The sequence below is a fragment of the Gemmobacter denitrificans genome (assembly GCF_036964905.1).
In the GTDB taxonomy this organism is placed as follows: Bacteria; Pseudomonadota; Alphaproteobacteria; order Rhodobacterales; family Rhodobacteraceae; genus Gemmobacter; species Gemmobacter denitrificans.
In genome coordinates this window covers 132,857-150,891 of the sequence record NZ_JBALHR010000002.1, presented here as the reverse complement: position 1 = coordinate 150,891, position 18,035 = coordinate 132,857, and the positions used below count along the sequence as shown (strand labels likewise).

Here is an 18,035-nt window from a genome sequence, read left to right as displayed (position 1 = left end):
TGCCCCTGCCTGTCTTGGCGGCACAGGCGCGTATTTTTTGGGCGGCACCCACTGCGCCAAAGGTCGCGCACCGCAAGGCGTTCCGTTTTGTGGCAGGCTGTGCTTAAAGGGGCAGACAAGATCCAGAAGGACCGCAGCGCCGATCATGCCCGAACGCAGCGAGAGCGACAGCCGCAAACTTCTTCGCCGCCTGCGCGACAGCCTTGCCCTGCCCGGCAAGGGTCAGGACAGGCTGGACCGCATCACCCATCTGATCGCGGATTCCATGGGCACCGAAGTCTGCTCGATCTACCTGTTCCGTGACGAGGATACGCTGGAACTTTGCGCGACCGAGGGGCTTCGGAAGGATTCGGTTCACAAGACCCGGCTGAAACTGGGCGAAGGGCTGGTGGGGCGGGTGGCGCGCACGGCAGCGCCGGTGAACACCGCCGATGCCCCTTCGGAAAAGGGCTTTCGCTACATGCCCGAAACCGGCGAGGAAATCTATTCCAGCTTCCTTGGCGTGCCGATTCAGCGGGTGGGCGAAAAGCTGGGCGTGCTGGTCGTGCAGTCCAAGACCGCCCGGCAGTTTTCCGACGACGAGGTCTATGCGCTTGAAGTCGTGGCCATGGTGCTGGCCGAGATGACCGAACTGGGCGCCTTCGCGAGTGACGGGGATGGGATGGCCGCGCTGCACAAGCGCCCGGTCATGTTTCGAGGCGGCACCGGACAGGAAGGCACCGCCGAGGGCCATGTCTGGCTACACGAACCCCGGGTGGTGGTCACCAATCCGGTGGCCGATGATCCGCTGACCGAAATCGACCGCATCCGTGAGGCAGTGGGCAAGCTGCGTGTGTCGATCGACGATCTGCTCAGCGCTGCGGCGCTCGACAAGGATCAGCGGCAGGTGCTGGAGGCCTATCGCATGTTCGCCAACAGCCGGGGCTGGCTGAAGCGGATGGAGGAAGACATCGCGCGCGGCCTGTCGGCCGAGGCGGCGGTGGAAAAGGAACAATCCGCCGCCCGGGCACGGCTTGAACAGGTCGAAGATGCCTATCTGCGCGAAAGGCTGCACGACCTGGATGATCTGTCCAACCGCTTGCTGCGCATCCTGACCGGCCAGGGCACCGATACCGGCGCCCAGATGCCCGAAGACCCGATCCTGGTGGCGCGCAATATCGGCCCTGCGGAACTGCTCGACTATGGGCGCAAGCTGCGCGGGGTGGTGTTGGAGGAAGGCTCGGTCGGCAGCCATGCGGCCATCGTGGCCCGCGCGCTGGCCATTCCGCTGGTCATTCATGCCGAACGCATCATCACCGAGGCGTTGAACGGCGACCATATCCTTGTGGATGGCGATACGGGCGTGGTGCATCTGCGCCCCGATGACACGGTGGCCCGGTCGCTGCGCGACAAGATGGCCATGCAGGCCAAGGCGCAGGAACGCTATGCCAGCCTGCGCAACCTGCCTGCGCAATCGAAATGCGGCACGGTCACGCGGTTGATGATGAATGCAGGCCTGATGGCCGATCTGCCCTCCATCGAAGGATCGGGGGCCGAAGGGGTGGGCCTGTTCCGCACCGAATTGCAGTTCCTGATCCGCAACCAGATGCCCAAACGCGACGAACTTGCCCGGCTTTATGCCCGGGTTATGGAGGCGGCAAAGGGCCGCCCCGTCGCATTCCGCACGCTGGATATCGGGTCGGACAAGGTTCTGCCCTATATGAAGCCGCAGGATGAACCCAACCCGGCAATGGGCTGGCGGGCGATCCGGGTCGGGCTGGACAAGCGCGGCGTGCTGCGCATGCAGGTGCAGGCGCTGATCCGCGCCGCCGCCGGCCGACCGCTGACCGTGATGTTCCCCTTTGTCAGCGAGTTGAGCGAGTTTCGCGATGCCCGCGACGAACTGCTGCACCAGTTCGACCGCGAGGCAGCCATGGGCCATCCCGTGCCCGCCGATCTGAAGATCGGTGCCATGCTGGAAACCCCCAGCCTTGCCTTTGCGCCGAAGGAGTTCTTCGATCTGGCCGATTTCATCTCAATCGGCGGCAATGATCTGAAGCAGTTCTTCTTTGCTGCCGACCGCGAAAACGAACGGGTCCGCCGCCGCTATGACATGCTGAATGTCAGTTTCCTGACCTTCCTTGGCAAGATCGTCACCCGCTGCGCCGAAAGCGACACGCCTCTGTCCTTCTGTGGCGAAGATGCCGGCCGGCCGGTCGAGGCGATGTGCCTGGCCGCCCTTGGCATTGGCAGCCTGTCGATGCGCCCGGCCTCCATCGGGCCGGTGAAGGCGCTGTTGCGGCAGGTCGATCTGGCCGAGGTGCGGTCAGTGATGGCGCATGCCCGTGCGGCGGGGGCGGAATCCGTCCGCCCGGCGATCATGGGCTGGCTGGCCACGCTGCCCGAATAACCGGGTGCGCGCAGCGCATCACCCCGAGGTCAGCAGCGGCCGCACATGCGCGGCCTCGGCAAAACGCTGCATCACCTTGTCCGGGTCATGGCTGGCGGCCAGTTTCAACAGGGCAAAGCGGATGCGCGCCAATTCGCGGTAGTGGCTCAGGAACGTGGCGTTCAGGGCCGCACCGGACAATGCGCCCAGAACCGGCACCGCCTGGGCGGCCAGCTTCTGCCCCATCGCCACCGCGATCTTCGGGGCAAGCGTGGCGATCAGCCGCTGCAGGGCCGGGCCGGTCAGCGTCAGCCTTGCCCCGATGAAGGCGGTGTTGACGCCATCATCCGCCGCCATGGGCGAGCCCGAGGCGAAGATGCGCAGGATCTCGGCGCGGACCCATTCCTCGTCGGGGTCAAAGCCCGCCTCTTCGGCGGCCCCGCGGATTGCATGCAGGATCAGCGTGATGGTCACCGGCAATTCCGCAACCGAGGTGGCCAGCCCCCCTGCCCCGCCCGCAGCCCCGGCCAGCGCCGCCGTGACAGGTGCCGCCGCCGCGCCCAGATCGGGCGCATGCCGGCCCAGCTTTGCCACCGCAAAGGCCCGTTCCAGCGCGACAAGGGTGGCCTTGTCGATCTGCGCGCGCACAGGATCGGGCAGCAGGGCCAGACGATTTTCCAGCGTGCCGCCCAGCTTGGTCAGCAGCGCCATCAAGGGGCCGCCCGCCCGCCTTGCGCGCCGCGCCAGCGCCGCGATTTCATATTCCGGAAAGGGCTCGTCCGGCAGGGCCGGCAGGGGGGCATCTGTGTCCATGCCAGAAAGGTAGGCGCGCGCCCGGCCCTGCGCAATGGCCTGCAAAGCGGGATTTCAGGGGGGAATTTCCGTCAGGCCTGCGCCTTGGTCACCGCGCCGCGCACACCTTCCCAGGCCCCGCGCACCAGATCCAGCCCCAGCACCCTGTCGGGGTTGGTGGGCGGCGGCATCACCACGCCCTCCAGCTTGCGAAAGCCAAACCGGCTGTAATAGGGCGCATCCCCCACCAGCATGACCCGTTCCCAACCCAGACGCCGCGCTTCGGCCAGGCTTTCGTTGATCAGCAGACCGCCCAGACCTTCGCCCTGCCGGGTCGGGTGAACCGCGACCGGACCCAGCAAAAGCGCATCCTGCCCGCCGACCTCGACCGGCCAATAGCGGATGACCGCCGCCAGAATGCCTTCGTCATCGCGCAGCACAAGGCAGAGCGGGGCCACGGTCGGAACCCCGTCGCGCAACCGATAGGAGGACAGCGCCGTACGCCCCGGCGCAAAGCAGAGGTCATAGAGCGCCTCCACCTCCCACCAATCGGCCTCGGTCTCTTCCTCCAGCTGATACATCGGCTGTGCCCCCAGGGAATCTTGCGAAACCGCGCGTAACACGCGAGCGCAACAGGGAAAAGACGCAATTGCCTGCGACGGCGCATCGCTTGGTATCGCGGCGACGCACCGATAGTCTGGGCTGCGATCACGGCAAGGGGACAGGTGTGAAGGTTCTGGTTCTGGGGGCGGACGGCTTCATCGGACGGCATATTGCCTTTGCCCTGCGTGACGCGGGGCATGAGGTCATCGCCTCCGCCCGGCGAGTGGATCGCTTGCAGGCCATGGGGTTCCGCACACTCCGCACCGATCTGACCGATCCGGCAAGCCATGCCCCCGGTTTCTGGGCTGATGTGCGCGATTGCACCGTGGTGAATGCCGCAGGCCTGCTGGCGGGCACCGAGGCCGCCTTTGCCGCCGTGTATGACCATGCGCTGCGCGCCGTTCTGGCGGCGGTGACGGGGCCTTCGCTGCATGTCTCGGCAGTGGGGATCGAGGCGGATACGCCATTCGCGCGCTGGCGTCGGGTGTCGGAACAGGTGGCGCTGGATGCCGGGGCCATGGTGCTGCGCCCAGGTCTGGTGATGGCCGATACCAGCTATGGCGGCACATCGGCGCTGCGCGGCTTTGCCGCCCTGCCCTTCGTCACGCCGGTGGCAGGGACAGGCACGCAGCCCTTCAATCCGATCCATGCCGCCGACCTGGCCGCCGTGATTGCCGAGATGCTGGCCGAGCCCCAGCCGGGCGTCTGGGAGGTGGGCGGACCGGAGGTTCTGACACAAGCCGATCTTGCAACCAGCCTGCGACGCTGGCTGGGTCTGCGCCTTGTGCCTGTCTGGCGGGTGCCGGACAGGCTGGCGCGGCTGGCCGGGCGGGTTGGCGATGTGCTGCGGCTCGGCCCGATTTCCAGCACTGCACTGCGGCAACTTGAACAGGGCGTTCAGACCGATCCGGCGCCACTGCTGGCGCGGCTGCGCACCAGACCGCGCGGGTTCAGCGCCTTTCAATTTGACCGCCCGGCAGGCACGCAAGACCTTTGGCAGGCGCGGCTTTACCTGCTGAAACCGCTGATCCGGCTGACGCTGGCAGTGATGTGGTTGGCCTCTGCCGCTTTGGGCCTGTTCCTGCCGGGCCGCGCCTTCCTGCAGCATCTGGAAGCCGTGCCTGAGGGGCTGGCACTGATCATGGCCCGTGCGGGCGGACTGGCCGATCTGGCCTTGGGACTGGCCCTGTTGCGCGACTGGCGACCGGGGCTGGTGGCGCGGGCGCAGATCGCTCTGGTCCTGGCCTATACGGCTGGTCTGACCCTGCTTGCCCCCGACCTCTGGTTCGATCCGTTCGGCGGGCTGTTGAAAAACCTGCCGGTGCTGGCGCTGATCCTTGTGCATCTGGCGCTGGTGGAGGAGCGGTGATGGAACCCTACCTGCTGGCAAAATGGTTGCATGTGCTGTCCTCGACCGTGCTGTTCGGCACCGGAATCGGCACCGCCTTTGCGATGGTCTGGGCCATTCGATCGAACCGGGCCGAGGTGGTGGCACATGTGGCGGCCGGGGTTGTCGTGGCCGACTGGCTGTTCACCCTGCCCTCCGGCATCGTGCAGCCTCTGACCGGGCTTTGGCTGGTGCGCGAAACCGGGCGTGACTGGAACGAGGGCTGGCTTTTGTTGACCTATGCCAGTTACATGCTGGCACTGGCCTGCTGGCTGCCGGTTGTCAGACTGCAATACCGCATCCGCGATCTGGCCCGCGCCGCCGCCCCGGGTCCGCTGCCCTTTGCCGCAAGCCGGGCCTTCCGCTGGTGGTTTGCCTTGGGCTGGCCTGCCTTCGGCGCGCTTGTCGGGGTGTTCTGGCTGATGATAGTGAAACCCGACCTGTTCTGAGAGGGCCCATGTCGAAAACCGTCAAGGACTATATCCGCACCATCGTCGATTTCCCGCATGAAGGGATCCTGTTTCGCGATGTGACGACACTCTTCGCCGATCCGCGCGGCTTTCGCATGGCGATCGACCAGTTGCTGCATCCCTATGCGGGCACCCGCATCGACAAGGTTGTGGGTCTGGAGGCGCGCGGCTTCATTCTGGGCGGTGCGGTGGCCCATCAGCTGACCACCGGCTTTGTGCCGATCCGCAAGAAGGGCAAGCTGCCGGGGCAGACAATCAGTCAGGCCTATAGTCTGGAATATGGCGAGGCCGTGGTGGAACTGCATGAAGATGCCATCCAGCCGGGCGAAAGGGTTTTGCTGGTCGATGACCTTCTGGCGACTGGCGGCACCGCCGAGGCGGGCATCAGGTTGGTGGAACGGCTGGGCGGCGTTCTGATCGGCTGCGCCTTCGTGGTGGATCTGCCCGATCTGGGCGGGCGCAAACGGCTGGAGACCATGGGCATGGAGGTGCACGCACTTTGTGCATTCGAAGGGCTGTGATACTGGATTTGGTAACGATCCGTTAACCTTTATCCCCTACCAAGGTTGCACCGGGCCTCACCCTCCCGGGGGACGCGCTGCTTGCAAACACGTGTACCCAACCACACACCCCCAAACCCTGTCGGGCTTGCCCGGCAGGGTTTTCCCTTGGGGGCCATCAGCCGCGCAAGACCGCGCCGGGGTTCAGGATGCCATCGGGGTCCAGCGCCTGCTTGATCGCCCGCATCGTGGCCAGCTTGACCGGATCGCCATAGCGTTCCAGATCACCAACCTTCAGCCGCCCCACGCCATGTTCGGCACTGACCGATCCGCCCAGCCCATGCACCAGATCATGCACGCAGGTCTTGACCGCCTCGCGCTGGTTTTCGTGATCGGCGCGCGTCCGGCCCGGCATCGGGAAAACATTGTAATGCAGGTTGCCATCGCCCAGATGGCCAAAGCAATTCACCCGGAACTGGCCGATCCGTGCCAGCAATGGCCCGGCCTGCTGCAGGAAGACCGGGATTTCCGACAGCGGCAGGGAAATGTCATGGCTTGAAACCGCGCCGATCTTGCGGTTGGCTGCCGGGATCGCCTCGCGCAGGGCCCAGAATTCGGCCCGTTGGGCTGCCGATGCAGCTATCACCCCATCCTGCACCAGATTGCCTGCCGCCTCATATAGCCCTGACAGCGCCGCTTCGGGGTCAATCCCCAGCGGCAGCCCCAGATCGACCAGAACCATCCATTCGGGCCGCGTGGCAAAGGGCTGGCGCACCTGCGGCATCGTCTCGGCCAGAAACTCCAGCCCCTGCCGATGGATCAGTTCAAAGGCCGAAATCATGCCCGGCAAACGGTCTTGCGCCAGCGCGAGCAAGGCCAATGCGGCCTCAGGGCTTTCAACGACCAGAAAGGCCGCGCCTTCGGCGGCGGGGCGCGGAAACAGCTTCAGGCTGGCGGCGGTAATCACGCCCAGCGTGCCCTCGGACCCGATCAGCAGATGGCGCAGATCATACCCGGCATTGTCCTTGCGCAGCCGTTTCAGCCCGCGCAGGATGCTGCCATCGGCCAGAACCGCCTCGATCCCCAGCACCAGATCGCGGGCATTGCCATAGCGCAGCACATTGACCCCACCCGCATTGGTGGCCAGCAATCCGCCGATCCGCGCCGATCCCTGCGACGCAAGCGTCAGGGGAAACAGTCGATCCACCGTTTCGGCGGCGGCCTGCACATCGGCCAGCACAGCCCCGGCATCGGCCACAAGCGCGTTTTCCTGCGGATAGACCGCGCGCAGTGCCGTCATGCGTTCCAGTGACAGGATCAGCGGCGCGGGGCCATCCGTCAGGATCTGCCCGCCCACAAGCCCGGTGCCACCGCCCAGGGGCACAAGTCCCACCCGTGCGGCGCGGGCAGCACGGATCAGCGCCGCCACATCTTCTGCCGATTGCGGGCAGGCTACCGCCCTGCCCTGCCCTTGCCAGCGCCCCCGCGGCTCTTCAACATCCGAAGGACGTACCGGGCGCAGCAGCGCCTGCGGCAGCGCGGTCAGAAAATCGGCATCGGCAGGGTTCAGCATCGGCGGCCTCGACATGGCTCAAGGGATCGGCCCTGCCGTTCTGAACTGTGCGACCGGCTGGCGCAAGCACCGACCGGCCGACAACCGCCCATCAGGCGCGCAGGGTGAAATGCTGCGGGCGAATGCCCAGGTGTTGCAGGTCGCTGGCGCGCGGGGTGCGATGGGTTTCAACAGCCGCAACCACGGCGCGGGCAGCAAGGATCGCCCCGAAGAAGGCCATCACAGCGCGGGCGGCACGGGCGAACAGGGACATCATGGCGGAACTCTCTTTCCGGCGTTTCAGATACCCGACAGATGGGGGGTCACAGGCCCCGCCGCAATGCAGCATTGCCCATAGCCGCCATGCAACAGATGCAATGCAGCCGCAGCGCGGGCCTGCGCCACAAGCGTGACAATGCGCCCGGGCTTGCCTATAAGGCAGCCAATCTTTCCAAGCCCACGGATACAGAAAATGATCAAGGTTTTCGGCCACAAATCCCCCGACACCGACTCGACCGGCTCGCCCATCGCCTGGGCCTGGTATCTGACCGAGGTGAAGGGCACCCCCGCCACGCCGGTTCTGCTGGGTGAACCCAATACCGAGGCGGCCTTCGTGCTGCGCCATTGGGGTCTGGACAAGCCCGAAATCATCGCCGATGTCGCAGCGGGCGATGCGGTGGTGATCGTGGACACCAACAACCCCGCCGAATTGCCGCCTTCGATCAATGATGCGAAGATTCAGGCGATCATCGACCATCACATGCTGGTGGGCGGGCTGAAGACCAATACCCCGATCGACATCACCATCCGCCCGCTGGCCTGCACTGCCACCCTGATGCATGATCTGATGGGCGCCGATATCGCCCGCGCCCCGCGCGGCATCAAGGGGGCGATGCTGTCCTGCATCCTGTCCGATACGCTGGAATTCCGCAGCCCCACCACCACCGCGCATGATCGTGCCGTGGCCGAAAGCCTTGCTGCAGATCTGGGCGTGGCCATCCCCGACCTGGCCGCCGCCATGTTCGAGGCGAAATCCGATGTTTCTGCCTATTCCGATGCCGCGCTGCTGCGGATGGACAGCAAGGAATACACGGTCGCGGGCAAGGAACTCCGCATCTCGGTGCTGGAAACCACGGCCCCCAAGGTGCTGCTGGATCGCAAGGACAGCCTGATGGCCTCCATGGTCGATGTGGCCAAGGAAGACGGCGCCGATCAGGTGCTGCTGTTCATCATCGACATCCTGAAGGAAGAGGCCACACTGCTGATCCCGAACGATCTGGTGAAATCGATTGCCGAGGCAAGCTTTGGCTGCGCCGTGACCGGCGATACCGTGGTCCTGCCCGGGGTGATGAGCCGCAAGAAGCAGATCATCCCGTCACTGAAGCTGTAAGCCCAAAGGGCAGCGCGCCCCGCTGCCCCTTGCATCCGGCCCTCATCCGCCCTAGCTCTGGGTGTGGCGGGTGCTGCTCTTCGCGTGCGGGACACTTTTCCAGTGGCCGATAAGCAACCGAACGGGGGCTGGCTCTGGCAGGATCCTGGTCCTGCTACCTGGCGCCCACCTGAGACCTCTGGCTCTCGGGAAAACACGTCACCCACGGCCGCTGCGGGCCCGCCACCCTGAATGTGAAAAAGGGGCAGGAAATTCCTGCCCCTTTTCGCATTTGTGGTTCGATCAGAAGCCGAAGACCACCGACACGCCCAGCTTGTTGTCGGTGCGGATCGGGCGGCTGTCATCATATTCGGTCAGATAGCTGACACGGGTGGACACTGCGTCGGTCACCTTGAAATTCACGCCCAGATCGTTGTTGATCGCCAGCGAGGCATCCGATTTCAGGATGTCGGTGTCATTGGTCGCAAAGACCGTGGGCGTGAACTGATAGAAGAACCGCGACGATGCGATGATCGCGCCTTCGGTTTCGCTGTTGCCCGCGCCATCCTTGGTGTAGCGCACACCCGGGCCGGCCTGCACGCGCCAGGCCATGTCGGGGGTGTTCACGATGCGATAGCCCGGACCAAAGCCCAGGAAGGCATCGGTCTTCTTGTCACCGGCCGCTGTGGCCAGACCATTGCTTTCCACCCGGCCCAGCACGAAGGCATAGAAGCTGTCGTTGAAGTAGTAATTCGCGTCATAGACGCCCAGCACGTCTTCCTTGTTCTTCACACCCGAGGCTTCGGAGAAATCGAGCGCGATGCCGACCGTCTGCACCCAGGGGCCAGAGGCATAGCGCAACCGGGCACCGGCGCTGAATTCCTGGCTTTCATTGTTGCCGGTCTTGCCGGAATACCCCAGCGAGGCCGAACCAGACAAGCCCTGCTTGAATTCGGGGTTCCCGAAACGCGCGGCATCCTGGGCGCGGGCCATATCTTCGGTCACCGTTTCCTCGATGTCGTCCAGACGATCATTCACGTCCTTCACCCCGGTCAGATCGGTCTGGGCAATGGCGGGCAGCGCCAGAAGGGTGGCAAGGGCCGAAGCCCCGGCGATACGAACGGTCTTGCGCATGTCGTTTCCTTTCACTTGCACACACGCCACAGGAACACGCCCCGTGGTCTGCAAGGGACTTGGCCATCCCCGCGCCGGGAACAAGACCCGGCCCAGGATCGGGCCGAAAGGATGCGCGATCCTGCCGAAACGCAGGTGTTCACCGGGCGGGAACTTGCCGGAAAAGGCAGGGTTCAAAAGGGTTACGCCACGACAGCCAAAACTTGTGGGCCATGCGCAACGAATTGAACTGGCAAGAAAAAGCCCGGCAAAAGCCGGGCCATTGCCAGAATTCAGGGGGTAATCAGCGCGGCCCCGGCCCTGCCGTCACGCGGATCGGTGCAGGTTCAGCCTGCCAGACCGGGTCTTTCAACCCGCCGCGCGGGCCATCATCGGGATCGGCCAGCCGCATCACCGCAATGGCGAATTGTGCCCCGCCAAAGACAACGCCATGGAACATCACCAGCATCAGCGCGGCAAGCCAGCCCATGTCGCTGTGCAGCACCAACCGCCCGATATTGGCAATGTCGAACCAGACCAAGAGCGCCACGAACAGCGCCGCCAGGCCATAGCCGATGGCGACATTGACGATATACAGGCGCACGAGCTTTGGCATGACGATTCCCCTTTTCGGTTCCTGCTCAACCTAGCACGTCGCCGAAGCGCGGCCAGTGCCAAGGTGCCGCAGCCCGGATCAGGGGGTGGCGGGCTGCAGCTCCATCCGCAATCCGGCCTCGCCGGTCAGCACCAGCCGGTCGCCTTCCAGTGCGGCTTGCCGGACGCGCGACAGCGCTTCAAGGAAAGCCGCCTCGGCGTCCAGATCCGGGCAAGCCATGCGCGTTGCCCCCGCTGCACCAAAGCGCAGTTCGGGCAAGCTGCCTTCACGACCGGCAAACCACCGATTGCAGGGCGCCTGCCCGAAGGCCTTGCCCGGTTCGGTCAGATCGAGGGTGGCGCGGGCGGCAAACTCCTTGCCATCCAGCTGCACCACCCGCCATTCCTTTGCCAGATCAGCGTCGGTCAGCGGCGCTGCCTCGGGTTGGCAGGCGGTCAGCAGGGTTAGGGCAGCAGCAGCGATAAGGGGGGCTTTCATGGCAAATCTCCGGTCACAGGGTCACACGATACCATGACGCAGCGCATCTGCCGATCCTTGGCGCATGGTGACAATCAGGCCGAAAAAGCTTCGGGCTTTGCTTCCCGGGCCATGTGATCCAGCACCGCATTGACGAATTTCGGTTCTTTGCCATCGGGGAAGAAGGCCTTGGCCACATCGACGAATTCGGTGATCACCACCTTGGGCGGCGTGTCCATCGCCACGATTTCGGCCCCGGCTGCGCGGAACAGCGCCCGAAGCACCGGATCGATCCGGTCGATCGGCCATTTCGCGACCAACGCCCGGTCGGTCATCTGGTCGATGCGCGCCTGCCAGTTCACCGCATGGTCGATCAGCGCGCGGAAGTGCTTGCTGTCACCTTCGGCCATTTCATAATCATCAAACACCTCGCCAAAGCGATGGTCTTCAAATTCGCGCACCACGCGTTCCACCGTCTGGCCCGCGCCTTCCATCTGGAACAGCGCCTGCACGGCAAAGAACCGCGCGGCGGATCGCATCTGTTTCTTGTCGGTCATGCCTGATGCCCCGCGTCGCTGCGAAAGCCGATCCCCTTGCGCGCACCCGACCAGCGCCGGGCATGGGCGATCAGATGCAGCGCCGCAGCCGCAGCCCCGCCGCCCTTGTTCTGCCCTGCCACTTCGGCCCGGGCCAGTGCCTGCGGGCGGTTTTCCACCGTCAGGATGCCATTGCCAATGCAGGCCCCCTGCAGACCCAAAAGGGTGATGGCACGGCTGCTGTCATTGCAGACCGTTTCGTAATGCGTGGTTTCCCCCCGGATCACACAGCCCAAGGCCACATAGCCATCGTAATTCGCCATGCGTTCGGCCATTGCGATGGCGGTGGGCACCTCGAGCGCGCCGGGCACTTCGATCACCTCGGTCTCGGCCCCGCAGGCCGTCGCCACGCCTTCGGCCCCGGCCACCAGCTGATCGGTGATATCCTTGTAATAGGGCGCCACCACGATCAGCAGTTTGACAGGCTTGTCGAACTGCGGCAGCGGCAGGGTGTAATGCTGTTCGGTCGCAGCCATGTCTTACTCCGTAATCGGGCGGGTGCCGGTGATCGACAGGCCATAGGCATCCAGCCCCACGACCTTCGGCGTTCTGGAATTGCTCACCAGCGTGATTTCATGCAGGCCGAGCGCCGAGAGGATCTGCGCGCCCAGACCATATTGCCGCAGCGTCTGGGGTGAGGCTTCGCCTTCTTCTACCAGCTTCATCGACGTGTCGCGCAGCAGCACGATCACGCCGCGCCCTTCGGCCGCAATCAGCCGCATCGCGCCCGGCAGATCATTGGCATTGCCGGGGTTGATGCCCAGCACATCTTCCAGCGGGTTCAGCGCATGCATCCGCACCAGAACCGGCGCGGGGCTGGTGATGTCGCCCTTGGTCAGCACGACATGTTCCACCCCTTGCGCCTGATCGGCAAAGACCCGCATGACCCAGTCGCCGCCATGGATGGAGGTGACGCGCTTCACGCTGCGTTCCTTGACCAGATTGTCATGGCGGCGGCGATAGGCGATCAGGTCGGAAATCGTGCCGATCTTGAGCCCGTGCTTCTGGGCGAATTGCACCAGATCGGGCAAACGGGCCATGGTCCCGTCATCCTTCATGATCTCGCAGATCACCCCCGCAGGCTTCAGCCCGGCCAGACGCGCCACGTCGGTCGCGGCCTCGGTATGGCCTGCGCGCACCAGCACGCCGCCATCGCGGGCGCGCAGAGGGAAGATATGACCCGGCGTCGCCAGATCCTGCGGCCCCTTGGCCTCGTCAATGGCCACGGCGATGGTCAGCGCGCGGTCATGGGCGGAAATCCCGGTTTCCACACCTTCGCGCGCCTCGATCGACACGGTAAAGGCGGTTTCATGGCGCGAGGAGTTCTTGGAGGCCATCAGCGGCAGGCCCAGCTTGTCGATCCGTTCGCCGGTCAACGTCAGGCAGATCAGCCCCCGGCCATGGGTGGCCATGAAGTTCACCGCCGCCGCATCGCATTTCTCGGCCGGGATCACCAGATCGCCTTCATTCTCGCGGTCCTCGTGGTCCACCAGAATGAACATCCGCCCGTTGCGGGCATCTTCGATGATCTCCTCGACCGAGGAAATGGCATCGGCATAGTCGGTCTTCATCTCGCTCATCGCAGGTTCCCCGGCGCAAATCCTGACAGCTTTGCGCCAGCCTTACCCCGCCCCGCCGCCAAAGGCCAGAGCATGCAAGGGCGGAAACGCCGGGACAGACCAAGGGAGAATACCCAGCGGATCACCTCTTCGCCAATGTCGCTCAGCCCCAAGGTGCGCAATGCCAACCAACGCAACCCCTCGGTTCCTTCAGTTCTGGGCCCGGCAGACACCACATGTTTAGCCATCTGAAAGGGCAGTCAGCGCCCTCCTTCCCCGGCCCATTCAATCCGTATCCAGCGACAACAACTCTGAAAAGGTCACTGGCCCCAATGCAACGGCAAGCTTGTAGCTTTGCAGGGCGGTTTCAGGTTGGGTCAGCTGATCCCTGCGCGCAAGGTCCGACAGTTCGATCTGCACATCGCGCAGGCGCCTGAGGATATGGCGCGCGGTCTTTTGCGTGATCCGGCGGGTCTGGGTGAAATAGGCCGAATGATCGGTATCCTGTGCCAGAAAGGCCGCGCGCAGAAAATCCATGTTCAATCTGAGCAATCTTTGATGCAGCGGCCCATCGCGGCGGAACCGGACCGGGCCCTGGATCAACAGGCGCAACTGGTTATGAGGCATTACCTCGACCAGACCCATCCTTTCCAACCTGCGGCCCAGCGCGAACATGGCACCATCATCCAGCGCATATTCCTGCTGGATGCAGCGCGAAGACATGCCGAACAGCATCAGCAGGAAAACGTGGAACGCGGAGCGATCCTCGGCAAGCTGCGCCTCCAGCCTGTCGCCCAGTGGCACCGGGCGCACCTCGATCCGGTTGGCCTCGGCCACCAGATCTTCAAGCGTCAGATCCAGCGCGCCGCAAATCTCGGTCATGCGGCTGAGCTTGCAATCGCGCTCTGCAAAGATCCGCTTGATCGTGGGTTCGGACAGGTTCAGCCGCTCGGCCAATGCGCCATAGGTCAATCCGCGCGCCTTCAGAACCGCCTTGAGAAGATCGAAGAGTTCGGATTGCATACCCTGCCCTGATACCAGATCGTCCATCCGGTATCTAATAGTGATACCAGAATTCGACATTTTGAAATAATCGTATCAAAAATCTATGGCTTGCACCATCCACTACAGGAGCAAACCATGCGTTATCTCATCACTTCGGCCGTTCTGGCCCTGTCTGGCTTGGCCACCATCGCCCAGGCGGGCCCCGAGACCTGGACCACCGGCCCCTTCGATATGCCTGAAAGTGCCATCCATGATGCGGCGCGGGATCGCATCGTGCTGAGCCTGATCGGCGGTCACCCGGGGGCAGCCGATGGCAATGGTGCGTTGGCCCTGCTGTCACCCGAGGGCGACATTCTCGATCCGGCATGGGTCACCGGGCTGGATGCCCCGAAAGGCATGGCGATCGTCGGATCGACCCTGCTGGTCGCAGACCTGACCCGCCTGCATGAAATCGACCTGTCCACCGGTACGCTGATCCGCAGCCTTGATGTGGATGGCGCGGTCTTCCTGAACGACCTCACGTCCGACGGGCAGCAGGCCTTTGTCAGCGATTTCATGACCAATCGCATCTGGCGCTATGAGGCGGGGCAATTGTCACTCTGGATGGATGATGCCAACCTGAACCATCCGAATGGCCTGTTGCTGGAGAGTGACCGCCTGCTTGTCGGTTCATGGGGGGCCGGGATGCGAGATGACTTTTCGACTGAAGAGCCCGGATCGCTGCTGTCCATCAACCTTGCCGACAAGACGATCAGCGTCGTTGCCGCGCGCATTGGCAATATCGACGGGGTGGTGAAGCTGGGCACGCATCTTCTGGTGAATGACTGGATCACCGGGCATCTGATGAAAATCGACGCAGACGGCACGGCCCGCACCGTCGCAAAGCATGCCCCCGGCCTCGCGGACATCGCAACCATGGGCGACAGCCTGCTGCTGCCCTCGATGCTGGAAGGCACCCTCTCGGCGCAGCCCTACCCCTGAGCCGCAGAGGTAGCCCGTCTGCACCTGCCACGCCGCGTGCCTGACGGACAGGCTGGGGCAGCAAAGAACCAGGCGGCGCGCGTCGGCGCGCCTCTTCGCCATTGCCCCGATACGGCCTGCGACATGATCCGAAAACGGCGTGATCCATCGCGCGTTCCACCGGGTTTCAGCAGGCCGAAAGGGTCGCTTTTGGTTATTGATTGATCGGTGAATCAACAAAAACCGTACACCTGACGTGTTATCCTTCCCTTGCGGCATCAGAACCGCACGGCCCCGCACCCGGCCACGGGTGGAACGGGGTTCTTGTCACAACAGATAACAAGGGAGCCAGAGACATGACCTTCATCATCAGCGCGGCCTATGTGACCGTGCTCGTAGCAGCCCTGTTCGTGGTGCTGCGATGGGCCGATGTGCCCTGCACGGGGCCAACACCCGTGAATACCTTCACCCTGGTGGCATTGCTGTTTACCGCGGGGCTCGACATGGGGCTGGTCATGCTGCCGCTGACCGAATTCCCGGTCTATGCAGGGGATGCGGCCTATGGGTTCACCAACCCGCTGGCGGTAGAGTTCGGCATGTGGGGCCCAATGGTCTGGCTGATGTATTTCCTTGCCACCTTCTATTTCGTGGTGCTGGAACCCCGGCTGAAGGTCTTTGACCATCCGGCTGTGAAATGGGTCTACAATCTGACCATCATCGCCACCTGTGCCTTTACCGGCTATCTGTTCCTGACTGCCCTGCCCGCCTATGCACCGGGCCTGCCCAATTGGGCCGTCTGGGCACTGGTCATCGGGGCGCTGGCGGTTTCGGTCTATTCCAGCGGCAACCTGCATTTCATGAAATGGCTGGCCATCTTGTCCACTTGGGGCTTTGGCATCCTGGTGTTCACCGCACTGGTCATTGTCGCCTTTGTGGTCAGCGGCATCGGGGTCAGCGGGCTTCTGGCCTCCATCGGCAAGCTGGGCGGCTATTTCGCCAATCTGCACCGCTTTGCCACGCCGATCACCGATTACCACGAATTCTACCTGTTCTGGTGGTTCAGCTGGTCGATCATGATCGGGCAATTCGTCGCAAATTTCGTCGGCGGGCTCAAAAGCTGGAAACTGGCGATTGCCATGGTGGCCCTGCCTGCGCTGCCTCTGGGCCTGTGGTTTGCCGTGCTGTTCCTGTACTTTGAACATCAACTGACCATTCCGGGCTGGCTGAACTGGGCGATGATCACGGTGGGCATCGTGTTTGTCGTCAATTCGCTGGACAGCCTGATCCGGCTTTACAGCGCCAATCTGGGCTGGGGTGTGGGCGAACTGGGCTGGCCGCGCTATTTCCCGCTGCATTTCGGGCTGCAATTCGCGCTGGTGCTGGCCTATCAGTTCACCCCGTTCAAGATCGAATGGGTCGGGCTGGTGGTCATCGGGCTTTACAGCGTGGTGTTCGTCACCATGGCCTGGCGTCATGCCCATGTGCGTGCCGCGGTCCGCAACCTGCGCGCCGAAGCGCGTTAACCGAAGATCGCAGAGGATGGCAGACAGGCACCCAGCCTGCCTGCCACCAGCCAATCCATCTCGAACGGGGCTTCGGTCACCAGAACGCAGGCCCCGCCCGGCCGATGGCCGCGCGCCGCATCCAGCGCGGCGCGCATCTCGGGCCAGGGGGCGAAGGGGCGCGGCGCGGCATGCGCCTCATGCAGCGGCAGCGTCATCAGCACCTCGGGCGCAAGCGGTGCCAGAGCCAGCCCGATCCGATCCGCCGCCAGACCGTCCAGCCGCTGCGCGACCGTCTGCGGCACCGCGCGCCCAGGCAGAACCCGCAGCGCATTCGATGAAAACAGGAAAGCCACGATGTCGCGCCCGGTGGTCGCGCGCACCCCGGCATAGGTCTTGTAGTCCAGCCCCAGGGCCTGTGCGCGCCGCACCCTTGTGCGCACCACCTCGATCGGCAGATGTGGCAAGAGATCGGCCCGCGCCTGCCGCCAGCAATGCGCCCGCCAGCCCCGCCCCGCCATATCTGGGCCGCCGTTATGGCCAATGCCGACGCGCGGGCCGGTCATTCCCATTCCCGCAGCCGCGCCACATAGCGCGCCATGGTATCAACCTCCAGATTGATCTTCTGGCCGACCGCTACCTCGTTCCAGGTGGTGACCGCCTGCGTATGCGGGATGAAATTGATCCCGAAATCGCAGCCATTCACTTCGTTCACCGTCAGGCTGGTGCCGTTCAGGGCTACCGACCCTTTCGGCGCGATGAAACGGGCCAGCGGCTCGGGCGCGCGAAAGGTCACCCGCAGACTGTCACCTTCCGGGGCAATGCCCACCACCTCGGCCACGCCATCCACATGACCCGAAACGATATGCCCGCCCAACTCGTCGCCGACCTTGAGCGCGCGCTCCAGATTCAGCCGCTTGCCCGGCGACCAAGCGCCGATATTGGTTTTCGACACGCTTTCGGCACTGATCTGCACATCGAACCAGTTCTGTGGCGCGCGACCCAGGGCGATCACCGTCAGGCAGACCCCGTCACAGGCGATGGAGGCGCCAATGTCGATGCCCGCCACATCATAGGCGGTGCCGATGCGCGCCCGCAGGTCGCCCTGCTGCTCCAGCTCCAGCACCTTGCCAATATCCGTCACGATCCCGGTGAACATGCGCGCCCCCAACTTTGCTGCCCCAAGA

Annotated in this window: 20 protein-coding genes; 7 read left to right on the top strand and 13 right to left on the bottom strand. The window is 64.1% G+C overall.

Annotation, left to right across the window (positions count from 1 at the left end; genetic code table 11):
- The first annotated feature begins 145 nt into the window (after positions 1 to 145).
- Positions 146 to 2,389 (top strand): phosphoenolpyruvate--protein phosphotransferase, encoded by a 2,244-nt coding sequence (gene ptsP / locus V6590_RS03770; protein WP_335419779.1) that lies wholly within the window; start codon positions 146 to 148, stop codon positions 2,387 to 2,389.
- A gap of 18 nt (positions 2,390 to 2,407) precedes the next feature.
- On the opposite strand, the gene V6590_RS03765 is transcribed toward ptsP, so the two are convergent.
- Positions 2,408 to 3,181 carry an EcsC family protein gene (locus V6590_RS03765; RefSeq protein WP_335419776.1) on the bottom strand — a complete coding sequence of 258 codons (774 nt, stop codon included), beginning with the start codon at positions 3,179 to 3,181 and terminating at the stop codon, positions 2,408 to 2,410.
- Between the two features lie 71 nt (positions 3,182 to 3,252).
- Positions 3,253 to 3,741 (bottom strand): GNAT family N-acetyltransferase, encoded by a 489-nt coding sequence (locus V6590_RS03760; protein WP_335419774.1) that lies wholly within the window; start codon positions 3,739 to 3,741, stop codon positions 3,253 to 3,255.
- Between the two features lie 146 nt (positions 3,742 to 3,887).
- Between V6590_RS03760 and V6590_RS03755 the strand changes: the two genes are divergently transcribed.
- The 3 genes from V6590_RS03755 to V6590_RS03745 are packed head-to-tail and all read left to right on the top strand — an operon-like array spanning position 3,888 to position 6,141.
- Positions 3,888 to 5,132, top strand: coding sequence for an SDR family oxidoreductase (locus V6590_RS03755; RefSeq protein ID WP_335419771.1), 1,245 nt, complete (start codon positions 3,888 to 3,890; stop codon positions 5,130 to 5,132).
- Positions 5,132 to 5,599 carry a DUF2269 family protein gene (locus V6590_RS03750; RefSeq protein WP_335419768.1) on the top strand — a complete coding sequence of 156 codons (468 nt, stop codon included), beginning with the start codon at positions 5,132 to 5,134 and terminating at the stop codon, positions 5,597 to 5,599. The genes V6590_RS03755 and V6590_RS03750 overlap by 1 nt, the downstream gene beginning before the upstream one ends.
- Positions 5,600 to 5,607: 8 nt before the next feature.
- Complete coding sequence (locus tag V6590_RS03745) at positions 5,608 to 6,141, top strand: adenine phosphoribosyltransferase (protein WP_335419765.1); 534 nt, start codon at positions 5,608 to 5,610, stop codon at positions 6,139 to 6,141.
- 157 nt (positions 6,142 to 6,298) lie between these two features.
- Here V6590_RS03745 and V6590_RS03740 read toward each other — a convergent pair whose 3' ends face one another.
- Positions 6,299 to 7,693, bottom strand: a complete 1,395-nt coding sequence (locus tag V6590_RS03740) for an FAD-binding oxidoreductase (protein WP_335419761.1) — start codon at positions 7,691 to 7,693, stop codon at positions 6,299 to 6,301.
- 91 nt (positions 7,694 to 7,784) lie between these two features.
- Complete coding sequence (locus V6590_RS03735) at positions 7,785 to 7,949, bottom strand: hypothetical protein (protein ID WP_335419758.1); 165 nt, start codon at positions 7,947 to 7,949, stop codon at positions 7,785 to 7,787.
- Between the two features lie 195 nt (positions 7,950 to 8,144).
- Between V6590_RS03735 and V6590_RS03730 the strand changes: the two genes are divergently transcribed.
- The gene (locus tag V6590_RS03730; RefSeq protein ID WP_335419755.1) at positions 8,145 to 9,062 is read left to right on the top strand and encodes a manganese-dependent inorganic pyrophosphatase; all 918 of its coding nucleotides are present in this window, start codon (positions 8,145 to 8,147) and stop codon (positions 9,060 to 9,062) included.
- A 282-nt stretch (positions 9,063 to 9,344) separates the two neighbouring features.
- Here the strand turns inward: V6590_RS03730 and V6590_RS03725 are convergent, their stop codons facing one another.
- The 7 genes from V6590_RS03725 to V6590_RS03695 all read right to left on the bottom strand — a co-directional run bounded on the left by V6590_RS03725 (position 9,345) and on the right by V6590_RS03695 (position 14,464).
- On the bottom strand, positions 9,345 to 10,175 hold the full coding sequence (locus V6590_RS03725; protein WP_335419751.1) for a DUF481 domain-containing protein: 831 nt from the start codon (positions 10,173 to 10,175) through the stop codon (positions 9,345 to 9,347).
- Positions 10,176 to 10,458: 283 nt separating this feature from the next.
- Positions 10,459 to 10,770 (bottom strand): hypothetical protein, encoded by a 312-nt coding sequence (locus tag V6590_RS03720; protein WP_335419748.1) that lies wholly within the window; start codon positions 10,768 to 10,770, stop codon positions 10,459 to 10,461.
- Between the two features lie 78 nt (positions 10,771 to 10,848).
- Complete coding sequence (locus tag V6590_RS03715) at positions 10,849 to 11,247, bottom strand: META domain-containing protein (RefSeq protein ID WP_335419745.1); 399 nt, start codon at positions 11,245 to 11,247, stop codon at positions 10,849 to 10,851.
- Between the two features lie 74 nt (positions 11,248 to 11,321).
- On the bottom strand, positions 11,322 to 11,783 hold the full coding sequence (gene nusB / locus V6590_RS03710) for a transcription antitermination factor NusB (protein WP_335419741.1): 462 nt from the start codon (positions 11,781 to 11,783) through the stop codon (positions 11,322 to 11,324).
- A complete protein-coding gene (locus tag V6590_RS03705) occupies positions 11,780 to 12,298 on the bottom strand; it encodes a 6,7-dimethyl-8-ribityllumazine synthase (RefSeq protein WP_335419739.1) in 519 nt (172 codons plus the stop codon). The genes nusB and V6590_RS03705 overlap by 4 nt, the downstream gene beginning before the upstream one ends.
- A gap of 3 nt (positions 12,299 to 12,301) precedes the next feature.
- Complete coding sequence (gene ribB / locus V6590_RS03700) at positions 12,302 to 13,402, bottom strand: 3,4-dihydroxy-2-butanone-4-phosphate synthase (RefSeq protein ID WP_335419734.1); 1,101 nt, start codon at positions 13,400 to 13,402, stop codon at positions 12,302 to 12,304.
- A gap of 264 nt (positions 13,403 to 13,666) precedes the next feature.
- The gene (locus V6590_RS03695) at positions 13,667 to 14,464 is read right to left on the bottom strand and encodes a helix-turn-helix domain-containing protein (protein ID WP_335419731.1); all 798 of its coding nucleotides are present in this window, start codon (positions 14,462 to 14,464) and stop codon (positions 13,667 to 13,669) included.
- Positions 14,465 to 14,521: 57 nt separating this feature from the next.
- On the opposite strand from V6590_RS03695, the gene V6590_RS03690 reads away from it, so the two are divergent.
- Together V6590_RS03690 and V6590_RS03685 are read left to right on the top strand one after the other, a co-directional pair.
- A complete protein-coding gene (locus tag V6590_RS03690; RefSeq protein WP_335419729.1) occupies positions 14,522 to 15,367 on the top strand; it encodes a hypothetical protein in 846 nt (281 codons plus the stop codon).
- Between the two features lie 335 nt (positions 15,368 to 15,702).
- Positions 15,703 to 16,869, top strand: a complete 1,167-nt coding sequence (locus tag V6590_RS03685) for a BCCT family transporter (protein WP_335419725.1) — start codon at positions 15,703 to 15,705, stop codon at positions 16,867 to 16,869.
- Here the strand turns inward: V6590_RS03685 and V6590_RS03680 are convergent.
- Both V6590_RS03680 and V6590_RS03675 read right to left on the bottom strand, forming a co-directional pair.
- The gene (locus V6590_RS03680; RefSeq protein WP_335419722.1) at positions 16,866 to 17,414 is read right to left on the bottom strand and encodes a hypothetical protein; all 549 of its coding nucleotides are present in this window, start codon (positions 17,412 to 17,414) and stop codon (positions 16,866 to 16,868) included. The genes V6590_RS03685 and V6590_RS03680 overlap by 4 nt on opposite strands.
- Positions 17,411 to 18,007: a riboflavin synthase gene (locus V6590_RS03675; protein ID WP_335419720.1), complete on the bottom strand. Its 597-nt coding sequence runs from the start codon at positions 18,005 to 18,007 to the stop codon at positions 17,411 to 17,413. Before V6590_RS03675 ends, V6590_RS03680 begins: the two co-directional genes overlap by 4 nt.
- Between the last annotated feature and the right edge of the window lie 28 nt (positions 18,008 to 18,035).